Annotated in this window: 8 protein-coding genes; 4 read left to right on the top strand and 4 right to left on the bottom strand. The window is 64.1% G+C overall.

All coding sequences use genetic code 11. The features are described 5' to 3' along the window. The first annotated feature begins 9 nt into the window (after positions 1-9). The 3 genes from glnE (at position 10) to map (ending at position 7,089) form a co-directional block, all read left to right on the top strand. Positions 10-2,754 carry a bifunctional [glutamate--ammonia ligase]-adenylyl-L-tyrosine phosphorylase/[glutamate--ammonia-ligase] adenylyltransferase gene (gene glnE, locus AC1DOQ_RS01795; protein ID WP_477359689.1) on the top strand — a complete coding sequence of 915 codons (2,745 nt, stop codon included), beginning with the start codon at positions 10-12 and terminating at the stop codon, positions 2,752-2,754. Positions 2,755-3,319: 565 nt separating this feature from the next. Beyond that, entirely contained in the window at positions 3,320-6,214 is a 2,895-nt protein-coding gene (locus AC1DOQ_RS01790) for a TonB-dependent receptor domain-containing protein (protein WP_477359686.1), read from the top strand. Between the two features lie 110 nt (positions 6,215-6,324). After that, on the top strand, positions 6,325-7,089 hold the full coding sequence (gene map, locus AC1DOQ_RS01785) for a type I methionyl aminopeptidase (RefSeq protein ID WP_477359683.1): 765 nt from the start codon (positions 6,325-6,327) through the stop codon (positions 7,087-7,089). A gap of 91 nt (positions 7,090-7,180) precedes the next feature. On the opposite strand, the gene AC1DOQ_RS01780 is transcribed toward map, so the two are convergent. The 3 genes from AC1DOQ_RS01780 to tkt form a co-directional block, all read right to left on the bottom strand. Continuing rightward, positions 7,181-10,054 carry a TonB-dependent receptor domain-containing protein gene (locus AC1DOQ_RS01780; protein ID WP_477359680.1) on the bottom strand — a complete coding sequence of 958 codons (2,874 nt, stop codon included), beginning with the start codon at positions 10,052-10,054 and terminating at the stop codon, positions 7,181-7,183. A 250-nt stretch (positions 10,055-10,304) separates the two neighbouring features. After that, the gene (gap, locus tag AC1DOQ_RS01775; protein WP_442122697.1) at positions 10,305-11,315 is read right to left on the bottom strand and encodes a type I glyceraldehyde-3-phosphate dehydrogenase; all 1,011 of its coding nucleotides are present in this window, start codon (positions 11,313-11,315) and stop codon (positions 10,305-10,307) included. A 98-nt stretch (positions 11,316-11,413) separates the two neighbouring features. Further along, positions 11,414-13,408 carry a transketolase gene (tkt, locus tag AC1DOQ_RS01770; RefSeq protein WP_477359677.1) on the bottom strand — a complete coding sequence of 665 codons (1,995 nt, stop codon included), beginning with the start codon at positions 13,406-13,408 and terminating at the stop codon, positions 11,414-11,416. Between the two features lie 137 nt (positions 13,409-13,545). Here tkt and AC1DOQ_RS01765 point away from each other — a divergent pair, with 137 nt between their 5' ends. Further along, positions 13,546-14,274, top strand: a complete 729-nt coding sequence (locus AC1DOQ_RS01765) for a 16S rRNA (uracil(1498)-N(3))-methyltransferase (protein WP_477359674.1) — start codon at positions 13,546-13,548, stop codon at positions 14,272-14,274. A gap of 78 nt (positions 14,275-14,352) precedes the next feature. On the opposite strand, the gene AC1DOQ_RS01760 is transcribed toward AC1DOQ_RS01765, so the two are convergent. Next, a complete protein-coding gene (locus AC1DOQ_RS01760) occupies positions 14,353-17,343 on the bottom strand; it encodes a TonB-dependent receptor (RefSeq protein ID WP_477359671.1) in 2,991 nt (996 codons plus the stop codon). Between the last annotated feature and the right edge of the window lie 420 nt (positions 17,344-17,763).

Genomic DNA, 17,763 nt, shown 5'->3' with positions numbered 1-17,763 from the left:
ATCCGCCCTATGAATTCCCCCGCAAGCGCATCACGCTTCTTTCAACGCTGGCTCGGCGCCGACGCCACACGGGCCGAACGGCTTGCGGCCCTGGCCGAATTATCGCTGTCCTCCCTCGATTTCGGCGCCGCACTGGAGAGCCAAGCCAGCGCCGGCCCCAGTGAAGTCAGGCTGCCGCTGGGCCGGGCGATGCGCCGCCTGCGCAATCTTTTGATCTGCGCCATTATCGAGCGCGACCTCGACGGCAGGGCCGACCTCGACGAAGTCGTCACCGCCATGAGCCGCTTCGCCGACTTTGCCGTGCAATCCCACCTGGCCTGCTTGACGTCCGAGATGACCGCCGCCCACGGCGTGCCGATCGGGGCCGAATCGGGCCGTCCCCAGCAGATGATGGTGCTGGCGATGGGCAAGCACGGCGGCGGCGAGCTCAACGTCTCGTCCGACATCGACCTGATCTTCGTCTACCCGGAAGACGGCGACACCCAGGCCGGGCCGGGCCAGCGTTCGCTGTCGAACCACGAATTCTTCATCCGCCTCGGTAAAAAGCTGATCGCCGCGCTGTCGGAAATCACGGAAGACGGCTTCACCTTCCGGGTCGACATGGCGCTGCGCCCGAACGGCAAGTCGGGCCCGCTGGCGGCCAGCCTGAACATGGTCGAGGATTACCTGATCGTCCAGGGCCGCGAGTGGGAGCGCTACGCCTGGGTCAAGGCGCGTGCCGTCACCGGCGACCCGCTGGACATCGCCGCACTGGACGCCATCGTCCGCCCCTTCGTGTTCCGGCGCTATCTCGACTTCGGCGTGATCGATGCGATCCGCACCATGCACGCCCAGATCCGCGCCGAGGTCAACCGCCAGGAGCGCCTGCACCCGGAACGCAGCGACAACGTCAAGCTGGGCCGCGGCGGCATCCGCGAGATCGAATTCCTGGCCCAGGTGTTCCAGCTGATCCGCGGCGGGCGCGACCCGGCGCTGCGCGAACGCTCGACCCGCAAGACCCTGCGCCTGCTGGCCGAGCGCGAACTGCTGCCGCCGGATACGGTCGAGCGCCTGCTGGACGCCTATACCTTCCTGCGCAACCTCGAACACCGCCTGCAATACCTGGAAGACGCCCAGACCCATACGCTGCCGGTCTCGCCCGAAGACCGGCTGGCGGTGGCGCGCATGATGGGCCTGCCTGACGAAGCCGCCCTGCTGGCGCGCCTGAACGAGCAGCGCGCCTTTGTGGCGGCCCAGTTCGACGCCATCTTCGCCGACAAGGCCGCCGGCGCCGAGCCGGCCGACCCGGCCGCCTCCTTCGGCCCCGCCATGAGCGACCCGGAGCACGGCGAGGCGATCGCCCAGCAGCTGGCAGGCCTCGGCTTCGACCGGCCGGAAGAAGCGGCCGCCCGCCTGGTCGCGACCTGGCAGGCGCCGCGCCTGCAGACCCTGCCGGAAGCCAGCCGCAACAAGCTGGCGGCGCTGGTCAACACGGCCCTGCCGCAGATCGCCGCCGTGGTGCGCGAAGCCGGCCTCGGCAGCCACGCCGCCACCCTCGGCCGCCTGCTCGACTTCTTCGAGGCGATCGCGCGCCGCGCGGCCTACCTGTCGCTGCTGATCGAGTATCCGCACACGCTGGACCGCGTGATCCGCATGATCAACGCCAGCGGCTGGGCCGCGACCTTCCTGACCCAGCACCCGATCCTGCTCGACGAACTGCTGGACGACCGCGGCACGACCGCCAACTGGGCCGACGAACTCGCCGCCCTGGCCACCAGCCTGGCCGCCCAGCTCGACGCGGCCGCGGGCGACACCGAGCGCCAGCTCGACATCCTGCGCGAAGCCCACCACGCCCAGCTGTTCCGCCTGCTGGCGCTGGACCTGGCCGGCGAGCTCTCGGTCGAGCGCCTGGCCGACCACCTGTCGGCGCTGGCCGACCTGATCGTGCTTGAAGTCGTCAAGCGCGCCTGGCTCACCCTGCCCCGCCGCCACCGCGAGGTACCGCGCTTCGCCGTGATCGCCTACGGCAAGCTGGGCGGCAAGGAGCTCGGCTATGTGTCCGACCTCGACGTGATCTTCCTGTTCGACGACGACGACCAGGACGCCCCGGGCAACTATGCCAAGCTGGCCCAGCGCTTCATCACCTGGATGACCACGCACACCCCGGCCGGCATCCTGTTCGACATCGACACCGCCCTGCGCCCGGATGGCGCCAGCGGCATGCTGGTCTCGACCGTCTCCGCCTTCGAGCGCTACCAGCGCAGCTCGGCCTGGATCTGGGAGCACCAGGCATTGACCCGCGCCCGGTTCTGCGCCGGCGACGCCGATATCGGCGCCCGCTTCGAAGCCATCCGCGAGGAAGTGCTGCGCCAGGACCGCAGCACGCGCGAAGCCGAGCTGCGCGACGAAGTGGTCAAAATGCGCAAGCGCATGCACGACGCCCACCCCAGCAGCAGCGGCCGTTTCGACCTGAAGCAGGACGATGGCGGCATGATCGACATCGAATTCATCGTCCAGTACCTGGTCCTGCGCCATTCCCACGCCCATCCCCAGCTCACGGCCAACAAGGGCAATATCGCCCTGCTGCGCATGTGCGGCGAACTCGGCCTCATCGATCCCTCCCTGGCACAAGGCGCCGCCGACGCCTACCGCGTCATGCGCCGGCTCCAGCACCAGGTGCGCCTGCAGGGCCAGGAACAGGCCCGTGTCGACCCCGCCCTGGTGGCTCCCCACGCCGAGGTGGTGTTGCGCCTGTGGCGCGCCTGCTTCGGCTGACATCCTGGGCAATTCCGCCGGTTTATGCACGCCGCATAAACAATCCACGGCAATCTTGATATTTCTTCAAGACAAAGAGTCAAGGTTGAACGTTGCGCAAAAGTGACAAAGCGCTAAGAAATTGCGCTGTCATGACGCATTTCTATTGTGCCAGCTTTGCAAAGCATAAACCCGATGACACACTGCACAGGCTGGTTTCCAGCTGTTCGGAAACAATTCTCACCGGGAATTTTTGGTGAGAATTCGGCTGCTTGCGTAACGTGAAATGTTTCAAAAGAACGTTGGTATTTACGCAAATTTGCAACAAAATTATTTATTCCCCGGAAACGATTGACATCCGGTTCCGCAAGATGATTTTATTGCTGTTTTGGAATGTATGTACTCTGCACATCGTTTCAAATAAGCCGCGACAACGACGGCATTCTTCACGGTTTGCTTGATCAGTCCACCGTGCCCTAACCCTAGGAGTTTTGCAATGATGATGGAAAAAGTCTTATCCCGGTCGATCCGCCTGATCTGTCTGGGTGGCGTTGCTCTCAGTGTGAACGCTACGTATGCGCAGGAGATGCAGACGCAGCAGGGACAGAACCAAAGCGGTGCCGCCCAGCAGCAGGCTGCAGCGGCAACCCAGACGCAGACGACGGCACCCGCCGCGATCCAGCGCGTGGAAGTGACCGGTTCGCGCATCGCCTCGCCCAACGCAGAATCGCCGTCGCCGCTGCAGGTACTGTCGGCCGCCGACATCGCCGCCTCCGGCGCCACCAACCTGCAGCAGGTGCTGCTGGAAAACCCGACTATGGGCTCGCCGGCGATCAGCCGTACCAACTCGGCTTTCCAGACCGCCAGCGTGGGCGTGTCCACCGTCGACCTGCGTAACCTGGGCATCTCGCGTACCCTGGTGCTGGTCAACGGCCGCCGCTTCGTTTCCGGTATCCCGGGCGAATCCGCAGTCGACCTGAACTCCATCCCGACCGATTTCATCGAGCGCGTCGAACTTCTGACCGGCGGCGCCTCGGCAGCCTACGGCTCCGACGCCGTGGCCGGTGTGGTCAACATCATCACCAAGCGCAACTTCAACGGCCTGATGCTGGACGCCCAAACTGGCCAGAGCACCAAGCACGACGACCTGAAGCGCAAGTTCTCGCTGACCTTCGGCACCAGCAACGACGACGGCTTCCTGATGGGCCACCTGGGCTTCACGCGCCAGGGCCAGGTCTGGTCGCGCGACCGCGAAGCCTCGGCGGTCGACCAGAACTCGAAAATGATCAGCACCGGCGATCCGGCCGATGCGTTCACGCCGATCCGCCCGTTCTACTCGAGCTACGCGCCGCAGGGCCGCTTCTTCCATGACACCGGCAGCTACACCTACGATGCCCAGGGCAACCCGATCCCGTGGAGCACCAACGGCAACAACGGCGTCGGCGCGACCGGCTTCAACCGCTCCTTCTACCGTTCGATCGCCGTGCCGGTCGACCGCTACCTGTTCGCCACCAACGGCGAGCTGAAGCTCAACGAGCGCACCCGCGCCTTCATGGAAGGCACCTATGCCTCCAGCCGCGTGTCCTCGACCATCGAACCGTTCGCCCTGGGCGCGGAAAACATCTTCCCGACCACCGGCCAGGTACCGGCCGAGTCGCGCGTCGGCAACACCATCGTGCGCAACCCGCTGGTCCCGCAATACCTGTACGACCGCATCAGCGACACCGACGGCGATGGCCTGAAGGACTACTACTTCACCCGCCGCCTGTCCGAAGTCGGCACCCGCAGCAGCACCGCGGACCGCGACACCTTCCGCTTCGTCACCGGCATCAAGGGCGACTTCGATGCCTGGAAGACCTGGAACTACGAAGTGTACGGCGCCTATGGCCAGACCAAGGAAGCCCAGCAGTCGACCGGCCAGGTCAACGTCCTGAACTTCGCCAACGCACTGCAGGCGATCCCGGGCGAAAACGGCGGTCCGCCGGTCTGCGCCAGCGCCGACGCCCGCGCCCAGGGTTGCGTGCCGATCAATGTGTTCGGCTTCAACAGCATCACGCCGGCCGCGCTGGCCTACGTGACCGCACCGGGCTCGCTGGTGACCCGCACCACCCAGAAACTGGTGGGCGGCCAGATCAACAGCGAAATCTGGGACCTGCCGGCCGGCCCGCTGGGCATCGCCGCCGGTTTCGAATGGCGCAAGGAATATTCGGAAGCGATTCCGGACGCCCTGACCCAGGCCGGCCTGAACGCCGGTAACGCGACCCCGCCGACCTCGGGCGAATTCAGCGTCAAGGAAGTGTTCGTCGAAACCCGCGTGCCGCTGCTGAAGGACATGCCGTTCGTGAAGTCGCTGAACTTCCTGGGCGCCTTCCGCCACGGCGACTACTCGTCGGTGGGCAGCACCAACAGCTGGAACGCCGGCTTCGAATGGGCGGTGATCGACGACGTCAAGCTGCGCGGCACCCGTTCGCTGTCGACCCGCGCGCCGAACATCAACGAGCTGTACCAGGCGCCGAGCCAGGACTTCCCGTCCGGCCTGAACGACCCCTGCCTGAACGTGACCGCGACCTCGACCGGCGCATATGACGCGCTGTGCCGTGCCGCACCGGGCGTGGCCGCGAACATCGCCGCCAACGGCAAGTTCACCCTGAACCAGGCCGACCTGCAGGGCATCAGCGGCTACAACCGCGGCAACCCGAACCTGAGCGCCGAAAAAGGCCGCTCGACCACCGTCGGCGTGGTCTGGACCCCGCGTTCGATCGACGTGCTGAAGCGTTTCACCTTCACGGCCGACTACTTCAACATCAAGATCGCCGACGCCATCGTCAGCACCCCGCGTCAGTTCACGCTGGAAAGCTGCTACAGCGGTTCGAACCCGACCTTCTGCCAGTTCATCACCCGCCGTCCTGCGGCCACCGGCAACAACAGCGCCGGCTCGCTGCAGTACATCGACACCGCCGTGTCGAACAGCGGTGGCCTGGCCACCGAAGGTATCGACCTGACCGCGGCCTGGAACGATCGCGTCGGCCCGGGCCGCCTGTCGACCAAGCTGGCCTACACCTACGTGAAGAAGGGCTACACCGTGCCGCTGCCGGGTGCCGCCCAGGATCCGTTCGCGGGTGAAGTGGGTGCTGCGAAGAACAAGGCGCTGTTCGACATCGGCTACAAGTGGAACCAGCTCAGCGTCAGCGCGACCATGACCTACCTCGGCCGCTCCGCGCTGGACGACCAGTTCCTGGCCGGCTTCGACCTGCCGCCGGGCTCGGTCAAGGTCGGTTCGCGTACCTACACCGACCTGCAGGCATCGTGGGCCCTGATGAAGTCGACCGAGCTGTACTTCGGCATGAACAATGCGTTCAACCAGAAGGCGCCGCCGATCATCAGCGGCCTGCCGGGCGACAGCACCGGTACCGAAACCGATGCCGGCACCTACGATCCAATCGGCCGCCGCTGGTACGCCGGTATCCGCGTGAAGCTCTGAACGCTTCCCTTCGGGGATGATCCAGGAACGCCGGGTTCGCCCGGCGTTTTTTTATTCGCGGTTATCATAGAGGGATGCCGGCGCAGGGCCGGCCATCACACTCTATATACATGGTCATCAAACTCAAGAACGACAAGGACATCGCCAAGATGCGCGTGGCCGGCCGCCTGGCCGCCGAGGTGCTCGACATGATCTCCGAACACGTCCAGCCCGGCGTCTCCACCGAGGAGCTCGACCGGCGCTGCAACGAATACATCCGCAAGGTGCAGAAGGCGACCCCGGCCAACGTCGGCTACCACGGCTTCCCGAAAACCCTGTGCACCTCGGTGAACGGCGTGGTCTGCCACGGCATCCCGAGCGAGAAAGACGTGCTGAAGGACGGCGACATCATCAACATCGACGTCACCGTCATCAAGGACGGCTGGCACGGCGACACCAGCCGCATGTACTTCGCCGGCACGCCCTCCCCCGAGGCCAAGCGCCTGGTCGACACCACCTTCGAAGCCATGATGGCCGGCATCCGCGTGGTGAAGCCGGGCGCGCGCCTGGGCGACGTCGGCCACGCGATCCAGACCCTGGCCGAGAAGGCCGGCTATTCGGTGGTGCGGGAGTACTGCGGCCACGGCATCGGCCGCGTCTACCACGAAGACCCGCAGGTGCTGCACTACGGCCGCCCGAACACCGGGCTGCTGCTGAAGGAAGGCATGACCTTCACCGTCGAGCCGATGCTGAACGCGGGCGACGCCGACGTCGAACAGCTGGACGACGGCTGGACCGTGGTGACGGCGGACAAGTCGCTGTCGGCGCAGTGGGAGCACATGATCGCCGTGACGAAGAACGGCTTCGAGATCCTGACGCCCTGGCCGAAACGCTGACGGCAGCAAGACGAAAAAAAGCCCGCGGACAAAACATCCGCGGGCTTTTTGCTGCCCGCCCGGCAAGCCGGACGGGTGGCTCAAGCAGGCATCACTTGAAGGCGTAGCGTGCGCTCAGGCTGAAGTAACGGCCGTACGGGTTATGCAAGGTTTCGTTGTAGCCGGAAGCCGTGTAACCCGGATCGTACGGCGCCTTCTCGTCGAAGAGGTTCTGGATGTTCAGGCTCATGGTCCAGTTCTTCAGGCCGGTGTACGTGTAACCCAGGCCGAAGGTCAGCCATTCCTTGACTTCGCAGCGCGGATAGTAAGTCGTGTACAGCGGGATCGTGTTGCTGCCCTTGGTGCTGTACTGGCAGAACGGCTGGGCGTAGGTGGTCTCGCCTTCCCAGATACGCAAGCGGGAAACCTTGCCCACGTAGTTGGCCGACAGGTTGACCGCGTGGTCGCCGTAGCGCCAGGTGGTCGAGACGTTGCTCTTCCAGCGCGGGGTCGCGCTGCCGGTCGACAGAGCCCAGTCGCGGACGCTCGGGAACGAACCGGCCAGGTTGTGGATCGGATCGCCGGCGAAGGTCTGGATGTAGAGGGTGTCTACATAGGTCGAACGCAGGGTGGTCGACAGCGAACCCCACTGGCCCAGGTTCTGGCGCAGGTGGGCTTCGATGTCGGCGCCGCGCAGTTCGGTCATGCCTTGGTTCTGCCACGGCAGGAACAGCATGATCAGCGGACCGGTGCCCGGGATCGGCTTGCCGTTGGCGTCGGTGATGAAGTTGACCGGGTTGGTGTCGCGCACGACGTTGCCTGGAACACGGTCTTCGTTCTTCAGTGCGTCATACGAGCTGCCCAGCACGATCTCGTTCTCGCGCTTGATGCGGTAGAAGTCCACCGATACGTCGAACTTGGTGCTCGGCGACCAGAGGAAGCCCAGGTTGTAGCTCTTCGAGGTTTCCGGCTTCAGGTCCGGGTTGAAGCCGCCGGAGCCGCCCACGCTCTTGGCGCAGTCGGCGGTGGTGCCGTTGGGCTTCGGGGTGACCTCGTCTTCGTTGCAACGCTTCGGATCCCAGGTGCCGTTCAGGAAGAACTGGGCGCCGCCCGGCACGACCTGGCTCAGCGACGGTGCGCGGAAGCCTTCCGCGTAGGTGCCGCGGATTGCGAAGGTGTCGGTGACGGTCCACTTGCCGCTGATCTTCGGCACATAGTTCGTCTTCAGGTTCGGGTATTTGTCGGCGCGGCCGGCAAAATCGAACTCCAGGTTCTTCAGGACCGGCAGGCGCGCCTCGATGAAGGCCGACTTGACGTCGCGCTCGCTGTTCAGGATGGTGTTGGCCAGGCCGTAGATCTGGCCGCTTGCCACCAGCGGATCGGGGGTCAGGTTGATCTTTTCCTTGCGCAGTTCGAAGCCGGCCGCGAAGCCGATTGCGCCGCCAGCCAGCTGGCCGAACTCGGTGGTGGCCTTGCCGTCCCACTGGGTGATCTGCGACATGTTGTGGGTGACCACGTCATGGCCGATGGTCGGGTCGGCTGCCACCGAAGCGATCGAAGCGCCGGCGTTCAGCTTGCTCAGGGTCGGCAGGAAGAGGCGGCCATAGTTGGTGCTTTCGTTCTCGGCACGGTTCCACAGCAGCGCGGATTCCCAGTCCCAGCCGAAGTGCGTGCCCTTGACGCCGGCCAGCAGGCGCTTGCCCTCGTTGATGGCCTGCGAACCGCCGCGCAGGTTGACGAAGCGGTAGCCGAGCGAAGCGCGGGCATCCGGGAACGGGTTGTTCGGGTGGCCGATCGGCAGGATGGTCTGGTAGGAAGCACCCGGACCGTTGGCGGTCCAGTTGGTGGTGACGCCGGTGCCGATGGTGATCGGCTCGCCGGTGTAGTCGCGGCGGGCGCGCGAATAGGCGATGTCCGCGAAACCGGTGACGTCCTTGCCCAGCTTCAGCTCACCGTGGGAGATGATGTTGGCATCGCGGCCATAGCCCTGGGCTTCCAGGTAAGGCGTGTTGTCGAAGTTACAGAAGGTGCGGCCCACCAGGGTGCTGGTCGGCAGCAGGCCATTGCCGGCAACGCTGCCGGTGATCTGTTGGCTGGCCGGGCAGCCCAGGTCGAACAGCATGTTGGTCGGACCGGTGGCCTGGGTCACGCCGAAGTTCTTGGAACCCGGACGGGTTTCCTTGTACATGGTCGGGTATTGCGACACCGAGCTGGCGTACGGCGACAGGAAGCGGCCGTTCAGCAGCTTGAGCTGGTCGTATTCGACATCCTTGGCGTCGCGGCGGGTGGTGCGATCACGCTGGTTGACGTCGGCGGTGATCATGAAGTTGTAGCCGTCGGTGTCCAGGTTGCCCTTGCCGAAGATGCCGTTGAAGCCCTTGCGGCGGAACAGGTTGTCGTCGTTCGCGCTGTAGCGCGCGGCGACTTCCGCGCCTTCGTAGTTCTGTTTCAGGATGAAGTTGATGACGCCGGCGATGGCGTCGGAGCCGTACACGGCCGATGCGCCGTCCTGCAGCACTTCGACGCGCTCGATGGCCGAGATCGGAATCGAGTTCAGGTCGTACAGGACCGAGTTGCCGTCGTTCGGGTCGGCATACGGGGCCGGGGTGACACGGCGGCCATTCAGCAGCACCAGGGTCGAGGACGAGCCCAGGCCGCGCAGCGAGGCGGTGGCCACGCCCTTGGCGAAGCCGGAGCCGCTCTGGAAGTCCTGAGCGCCGTCGGTACCCATCGACGGCACGAACTTCATCAGTTCGGATACGGACGCGGCGCCGGTGTTCTTGATGTCCTGTGCCGTCATGACGGCGATCGGCGAGGAGCCTTCCGTGTCGGTGCGCTTCAGGTTGGAGCCCGTGACGACGACTTTCTGGATGTGGCTGCCAGTCGTGGTATTGCTTTCACTGCCACTGCCACTTACGGTTTGGGCGAACGTGATCGACGTTCCCCCGAGGGTCATCGCCACGGCGATGACGCTACGCTTCAGCATGAGTTGCTTGTTCAAGTTAATCCCTCGGCATCTAGTTGTTATATGCATCACGTGTATGCACATCAAGAGTGTCGCCGAGGAAAATATTTTTTTGTACTGATTTGTATCTATTTATTACAAGAAAATGTCATTCGTTGTATTTATGAAACATCATTTTGCTAATATCTCAATTACAACTAGCATAAAACAACGCCCCTGGACCGATTCTCACGGTCAAGGGGCGTCTTTTACTGCAAGTTAATGTAACGGATTATTTCGCGTTCATCAGCGCGACGGTGGTGTCCAGCATGCGGTTGCTGAAGCCCCACTCGTTGTCGTACCACGAGGACACTTTCACCAGGCGGCCCGAGACCTTGGTCAGGGTGGCGTCGAAGTTCGACGAAGCCGGGTTGTGGTTGAAGTCGACCGACACCAGCGGCTCGGTGTTGTAGGTCAGGATGCCTTTCAGGGCACCTTCCGACGCGTCCTTCATGATCTTGTTGATTTCTTCGACAGTCGTGTCGCGCTTGGCGATGAAGGACAGGTCGACGATCGACACGTTGATGGTCGGTACGCGGATCGCGTAGCCGTCCAGCTTGCCGTTCAGCTCCGGCAGCACCAGGCCGACCGCGGCGGCGGCGCCGGTCTTGGTCGGGATCATCGACTGGGTGGCCGAACGGGCGCGGCGCAGGTCTTCGTGCATCACGTCGGTCAGCACCTGGTCGTTGGTGTAGGCGTGCACGGTGGTCATCAGGCCGGTTTCCAGGCCGATGGCGTCGTGCAGCGGCTTGACCAGCGGGGCCAGGCAGTTGGTGGTGCAGGAAGCGTTCGAGATGACGGTATCGGTGCTCTTCAGCACGTCCTGGTTCACGCCGAAGACGATGGTGGCGTCGACATCCTTGCCGCCCGGGGCCGAGATGATGACTTTCTTGGCGCCGCCCTTCAGGTGGGCCGATGCCTTTTCCTTGGTGGTGAAGAAGCCGGTGCACTCCAGCACCACGTCCACGCCCAGCTCGCCCCACGGGATCTCGGCCGGGTTACGCTGTGCGAACACGCGGATCTTGTCGCCGTTGACGATCATGGTGTCGCCCTCGACCACGACGGTGCCCGGGAACTTGCCGTGGGTGGTGTCGTAACGGGTCAGGTGGGCGTTGTGCTCGGCATTGCCGAGGTCGTTGATCGCCACGATCTGGATGTCCTGCTTCTTGCCGCCTTCGTAGAAAGCGCGCAGCACGTTGCGGCCGATGCGGCCATAGCCGTTGATTGCTACTTTGATCGTCATGTTTACTCCTGATTGAAAAAAATCTTATCGTCGAAGCATAGCGCGAAACGCTTGCCGCGCAGGCCGTCTCCAGGCCGGCGCGGCATCTACATCAAAACTCAAACCAGCACGGACTTGACCTTGCCGACCACGTTCTCGACGGTGAAGCCGAAGTACTTGAACAGCACCGGGGCCGGGGCCGATTCGCCGAAGGTGTCGATGCCGACCACGGCGCCTTCCAGGCCCACGTACTTGTACCAGAAGTCGGTCACGCCGGCCTCGACGGCCACCCGAGGAATTCCCTTGCCGAGCACTGACGCTTTGTAGCTCGCCTCCTGGCGGTCGAACACGTCGGTCGACGGCATCGAGACCACGCGCACGGCGATGCCCTGGCCGGCCAGGGTGGCGGCGGCGTTCACGGCCAGCTCGACTTCCGAACCGGTGGCGATCAGCACGGCGCGCGGATTGTCGGCGTCGCGCAGGATGTAGCCGCCCTTGGCGATGTTGGCCACAGTGGTGGCGTCACGCTCCATGAACGGCAGGTTCTGGCGCGAGAAGATCAGGGTCGACGGGCCGTCCTTGCGCTTCAGGGACTCGCCCCAGGCCACCATCGACTCGGTGGTGTCGCACGGACGCCAGTTGTCCAGGTTCGGGATCAGGCGCAGCGAGGACACGTGCTCGACCGACTGGTGGGTCGGGCCGTCTTCGCCCAGGCCGATCGAGTCGTGGGTGAACACGAACAGCGAGCGGATCTTCATCAGCGCGGCCATGCGCAGGGCGTTGCGGCTGTAGTCGGAGAAGGTCAGGAAGGTGGCGCCGAACGGGATGTAGCCGCCGTGCAGGGCGATGCCGTTCATCATGGCGGCCATGCCGAATTCGCGCACGCCGTAGTTGATGTGGTTGCCCGGGGTACCCGAACGGACCGGGATCGATTCCTTCCAGTTGGTCAGGTTCGAGCCGGTCAGGTCGGCCGAGCCGCCCAGGAATTCCGGCAGCACGCCGGCCAGCGCCTGGATCGCGTTCTGGCTCGCCTTGCGGGTGGCGATGGTTTCTTTCTTCTCCAGGGTCGCGCTGATTGCCGCGGCCAGGGTTTCCTCGAACTTGCCCGGCAGCTCGCCCTTCATGCGGCGCTCGAATTCGGCGGCCAGTTCCGGGAATTGCGCGCGGTAGCCGTCGAACAGCTTGTTCCATGCGCCTTCGGCTTCGGCACCCTTCTGCTTCTGGTCCCAGGCTTCATACACCGGGGCGGGAATGTCGAACGGAATCGCGTCCCACAGCAGGTGTTCGCGCACCGCGGCGACTTCCTTGTCGCCCAGCGCGGCGCCGTGCACCTTGTCGCCGCCCTGCAGGTTCGGCGAACCCTTGCCGATGATGGTCTTGCAGCAGATCAGGGTCGGACGGTCCGAGGTCTTGGCGCGGCGAATCGCGGCATCGACGGCTTCGACGCTGTGGCCGTCCACGTCCGGGATCACGTTCCAGCCATAGGCTTCGAAGCGCTTCGGCGTGTTGTCGGTGAACCAGCCCTCGACCTTACCGTCGATCGAGATGCCGTTATCGTCGTACAGCCAGATCAGCTTGTTCAGGCGCAGGGTGCCGGCCAGCGAGGCGACTTCGTGCGAGATGCCTTCCATCAGGCAGCCGTCGCCCACGAAGGCGTAGGTGTGGTGGTCGACGATGTCGAAGCCCGGACGGTTGAATTCCTTCGCCAGCAGCCACTCGGCCAGCGCCATGCCGACCGCGTTGGCGATGCCCTGGCCCAGCGGACCGGTGGTGGTTTCCACGCCCGGGGTGATGTGCACTTCCGGGTGGCCCGGGGTCTTCGAGTGCAGCTGGCGGAAGTTGCGCAGGTCGTCCATCGACAGGTCGTAGCCCGACAGGTGCAGCAGTGCGTAGTGCAGCATCGAACCGTGGCCGTTCGAGAGCAGGAAGCGGTCGCGGTTCATCCAGCCCGGATTGCCCGGATTGTGGCGATAGTGGCCGTCCCACAGCGCAACGGCGATCTCGGCCATGCCCATCGGCATGCCCGGGTGGCCGGAATTGGCTTTCTGGACGGCGTCCATCGCCAGCGCACGGATCGCGTTGGCCATCAGGGTGGTGGTTTGAACTGGTTTCATGGATGGATGTGGTAAGTCTGAGGATAGAAAAGCGGTGGCGCTGTGCGGCATTACTGCTGGCCTTAACCGCGTATTTTACCAGAGCATGATGGCGAAGCCTTAAAATGCCGACTTCTTATATGGAGAGCTTGCCGTTCATGCCACGTTTCTACTGCCCCCAGCCGCTCATCGAAGGCGCGATCGTCGACCTGCCGGACGCCGTCGCCCACCACCTGCACGTCGTGCGCCAGCAGCCAGGGGACGAGGTGGTGCTGTTCAACGGCGAAGGCGGCCAGGTTCGCGCGCGCCTGCGCGAGATCGGCAAGCGGCGTGCCAGCGCGGACGTCCTCGCCTTCGAGGACATCGACGTCGAACTCCCCTACCCCGTCACCCTGGCCCAGGGCCTGCCCGAGGGCAGCAACAAGATGGACTGGATCGTCGAGAAGGCGGTCGAACTGGGCGTGGCCGCGATCCAGCCGCTGGCGGCGGCGCGCTCGGTGGTGAAACTGTCGGGCGATCGTGCGGAGAAGCGCCAGGCGCACTGGGAAGGCGTGATCGTGGCCGCGTCCGAGCAGTGCGGGCGCAACCGGCTGGCACAGCTGGCGCCGCTGCAGGATTTCGGGCGCTATATCGCGCAGCCGTCGGACCAGCCGCGGATCCTGCTGTCGCCGCGGGCGACGCAATCGCTGGCCGGCTGGGCGCGCGTCACCGCGCCGCAGGCCGTCACCTTCCTGATCGGCCCCGAGGGCGGTTTCAGTGCGGAGGAAGAGGAAGCGGCGCTGGCACGGGGCGCGCTGGCGCTGTCGATGGGGCCGCGGGTGCTGCGCACCGAGACCGCCGGACTGGCGGCGCTGGCGGCGCTGGCCGCGCACTGGGGCGGCATCTAATATATAGAAACGAAAAAAGCCCACGGCGAACCGTGGGCTTTGCTTGATCGGGCTACGACCCCGAAGCTACATTTTCAATTACTTGAACTTGTAGTTGTACTCGGCGCTGAACTTCATCGAACGCGGAGCGCTGAAGCCGATCGGCATTTCGTAGGTCGCCAGGCGCTCGGTGTCGCCGTTGTAGACTTCGTTGACCTTGCTGATCGTCTGGCTGTTGAAGACGTTATACACGTCCCAACGCAGCTGCAGGCCTTGCAGGAACTTCGGCTTGTAGGTCAGGTTCAGGTCGAGCGTCTTTTCCCAAGGCAGGGTGCCCAGCGCGCCACGCGGCGACAGCACGTTGGTTTCGGCGGTTTCGCCGAAGCAGTAGTGCGCGGCGCCGCCGTAGTTCGGGCCACGGCCCAGCGGGTCGGTACCGAAGCACGAACGCGGACGGCCCGATGCCAGCAGCAGGTTACCGCCGACACCCCACTCAGGCGTGATGTCGTAGAAACCGAAGGCCTTGATCTGGTGCTTGCGCTCGTTCGGCAGCGGGCCGTCGGCGCCGATCATCTGCTCCGGATAGTCCCAGGTCTGGGTCGCGGCGATGTCGGTCTGGGCGGTGGAGGTATCCGACAGGGTCTGGCCTTCGGTATTGCCCCTGCTGCGCGACAGGGTGTAGGTCAGGCGCGCCCACCAGCCGTTGCGGTACGGGTGTTCCAGGCTGAAGTCCAGCGCGGCGAAGGTACGCGTCGGCTTGTCGAAGCCCAGGTCGGCCTTGGTCAGGTGAACCTTGGTGTAGTTCTTGTTGCCTGCAAAGTCGACCAGGAAGTCGTTGTCTTCACCCGGGTTGAACGTGGCGCAACCGAAGCCGGCGTAGTTCGAGGTGTCGATGTTGTGGGCCGCGGCGTAGGCGTCGAACGGACGCGAATCGCAGAGGTCGTCGATGGTCGAACGCAGCTTGCGGTAGGTGAACAGCACGCCGAAGGTGTAGTCCGGGGTCAGCTGTTTGTCCATGCCCAGCGTGATCTCGTCCTGGTAGGCCGGCTTCATGTTCTGCGCGGCGACGGTCTTCGGATCCTTGGCCTGGCCGAACTCGTTGTTGCTCGACACCGGCTGGAGGATACGGGTGGTGCCGGTCGGCAGGCCGTTCGCATCGGTGCCGGTGTAGGTGAAGTACTCATAGGTGTACTTCGAACCGTTGGCGCCGCGCAGGGCCACCGAGCTCGGGATCGGCACGGTGTAGCGGCCGGCGCTGCCGTAGACCTTGAGCGAGCTGTCGCCGTTCACGTCCCACGACACGTTCAGGCGCGGCAGCCACTGGTTCTTCATCTCGATGTACTTGGCGCCATCCTGGTTGGCGTTGTAGAAGCCTTCGCGGCGCACGCCCGCGGTCACCAGCACGTCCTTGGTCACCTGCCAGCGGTCTTCCAGGTACTGGGCGTCCTGGCCGGCATAGGCGTTCGAGTAGGTCTGGTAGACGATGTTGCGGACGTAGTAGCCCTGGGCGGCAATGCCGCCGTAGGTGTTCAGCGGCTGCGGCAGGACGCCGCCCGACACGACCAGCGGCGTGGTCACGTTGGTCGTCTTCTGGTATTGCCAGAGGCTGCCGCCGGCATAGCCGACGCCGGCATCCTTGGTCGTGATCTTGTTGTTGTCGAAGCCGCCGCGGATGGTGTGGGCGCCCAGCTTGTATTCCAGGTCGAGGCGCTTCGACTCGACTTCGTCGCTCGCGCCGCTCAGCGGCACGGTGCCGCTGACCTTCTGGCCGCTGGTGTAGTTAAAGCCGGGATAGCGGTTGGCGGTCGCTGCCGACACCTGGGCCAGGGTCGGATCGTAGCCGTTCGGCTGGTAGATGTGCTCCGACTTCATCTTGCCGTACAGGCCGTTGATGGTCAGGTCGTCGGTGATGCTGCCGATGTAGCGCAGGCTGTTGAACTTGCCGCCGTTGGCCTGCGACGGGCCGAATTCCTGGTGGGTCTGCGTCGTGGCGGCCGAACCGACGGCGCCGGTCGCGTAGTCATAGGAACGGGTCTGCTGGTCCGACGTCGGCAGGTCGCCGATGGTGGTGAATTCCAGGCGGTGGTTGTCGGTGATGTTCCAGTCCAGCTTGCCGTAGTAGCGCTTGTTCTTGGATTGCGTGTCGAGCCAGCCCGAGCTGCCCAGGTTGGTGGCGTTGGTGGCGCCCGCGACCTGGCCCGTATCGGTCTTGGTCTGCTCCAGCGAGACGAAGCCGAACAGGGTGTCCTTGATCAGCGGGCCGCCGACGTAAGCCGACAGCTGCTTCTGTTCCGATTCGTTCTGCGAACGGCGCAGGTACAGGGTGCCGTCGGTGGCCGGGAAGGCGCCGGTGTTGGCGTAGTAGCGGTCGCGGTACTTGGCGCGGGTCGACGACGGAACGATCGACGCGTAGGCGCCGGCTTCCCAGGTGTTGGTGCCGGATTTGGTGGTGATGTTGATCACGCCGCCGAGCGAACGGCCGAATTCGACGCCGTAGCCGCCGGTCAGGACCTGGGCCTGGGCGATCGCGCCGAACGGCAGCTCCATCGAGCCCATGCCGGTCAGCGGGTTGGTCACCGTCATGCCGTTGATGAAGAAGGCGTTCTCGCTGGCTGCGCCGCCGGCAACGCTGGCGCCGGCAGGATAGCTCGGGTCGCCGCGGGTGGTGTTCGGGGCCAGCTGGATGATGGCGTCGACGTTGCGGGCGATCGGCAGCTTGTCCAGTTCACGCGCGGTGAAGGTTGCGCCGTTGACCGAGCTCGACACGTCGATACGGGTACGGCGGCCGCTCACCTGCACCGTTTGCACGGCGCCGCTGGTGAAGACGGCTTCAGCGCCCAGGCCTGCCAGGACGTCCACCTGGGTCGTGCCGACGGCGTTACCGCCCTTCATCAGGGTTGCGGTATAGGTGCCGATCGGAAGGCTAGTGACGCGGAAGTTGCCGTTGGCGTCGATGCTCGAGCTACGGGTCTGGTTGGTGTCCTGGCTTTTCAGGACGATCGTATCGCCCTGGCCGGCAGCAACCTTGCCGTAGACGGTACCCGACGCGTTCGACTGCGCCATTGCCGGCTCGACCACGGCAGCGGTCAAAGCAACTCCTCCAAAAGCCAGTGCAAGCGCGTGAACTAATACTGATTTCTTCAACATGTGATTCCTTTATTTTCGATTCCAACAGTCTTGTAGACCGTTTCTTTTTAAATCACGGCCCCTACCCACTTTGTATTGACACCTGTATTTATAGGGATCAAAATAGGGCGCCCATTTCTTTGGTGCACAAAGATAATGTTTTGCCATAAAAGCATATGCATTCTTTCAATGTCAATTTTCTTTACGTATTGACATCGCATTGCCACAGCTGAAATTTAATGCACCGATTGGGTGCAAATCCATATCGCCAGCATGCTGCGTCGCAGTATGCCGGTCGAGCCGCTTCATCTCCGTGATTTGATTTTTTGCAATGTTCGGGTAAAGATCGCCGAAGTTAGCAAGAATTACAGACCCACTGTTCCG

Source organism: Massilia sp. 01N417 (assembly GCF_056399645.1).
Note: the sequence above shows the minus strand (reverse complement) of the source record. Positions and strands in the feature narration are given on the sequence as shown.

Bases quoted from the DNA above. Each gene is read 5' to 3' on its own strand.
- glnE (WP_477359689.1), top strand. From the start codon at position 10: ATGAATTCCCCCGCAAGCGCATCACGCTTCTTTCAACGCTGGCTCGGC.
- AC1DOQ_RS01790 (WP_477359686.1), top strand. From the start codon at position 3,320: ATGCAGACGCAGCAGGGACAGAACCAAAGCGGTGCCGCCCAGCAGCAG.
- map (WP_477359683.1), top strand. From the start codon at position 6,325: ATGGTCATCAAACTCAAGAACGACAAGGACATCGCCAAGATGCGCGTG.
- AC1DOQ_RS01780 (WP_477359680.1), bottom strand. From the start codon at position 10,054: ATGCTGAAGCGTAGCGTCATCGCCGTGGCGATGACCCTCGGGGGAACG.
- gap (WP_442122697.1), bottom strand. From the start codon at position 11,315: ATGACGATCAAAGTAGCAATCAACGGCTATGGCCGCATCGGCCGCAAC.
- tkt (WP_477359677.1), bottom strand. From the start codon at position 13,408: ATGAAACCAGTTCAAACCACCACCCTGATGGCCAACGCGATCCGTGCG.
- AC1DOQ_RS01765 (WP_477359674.1), top strand. From the start codon at position 13,546: ATGCCACGTTTCTACTGCCCCCAGCCGCTCATCGAAGGCGCGATCGTC.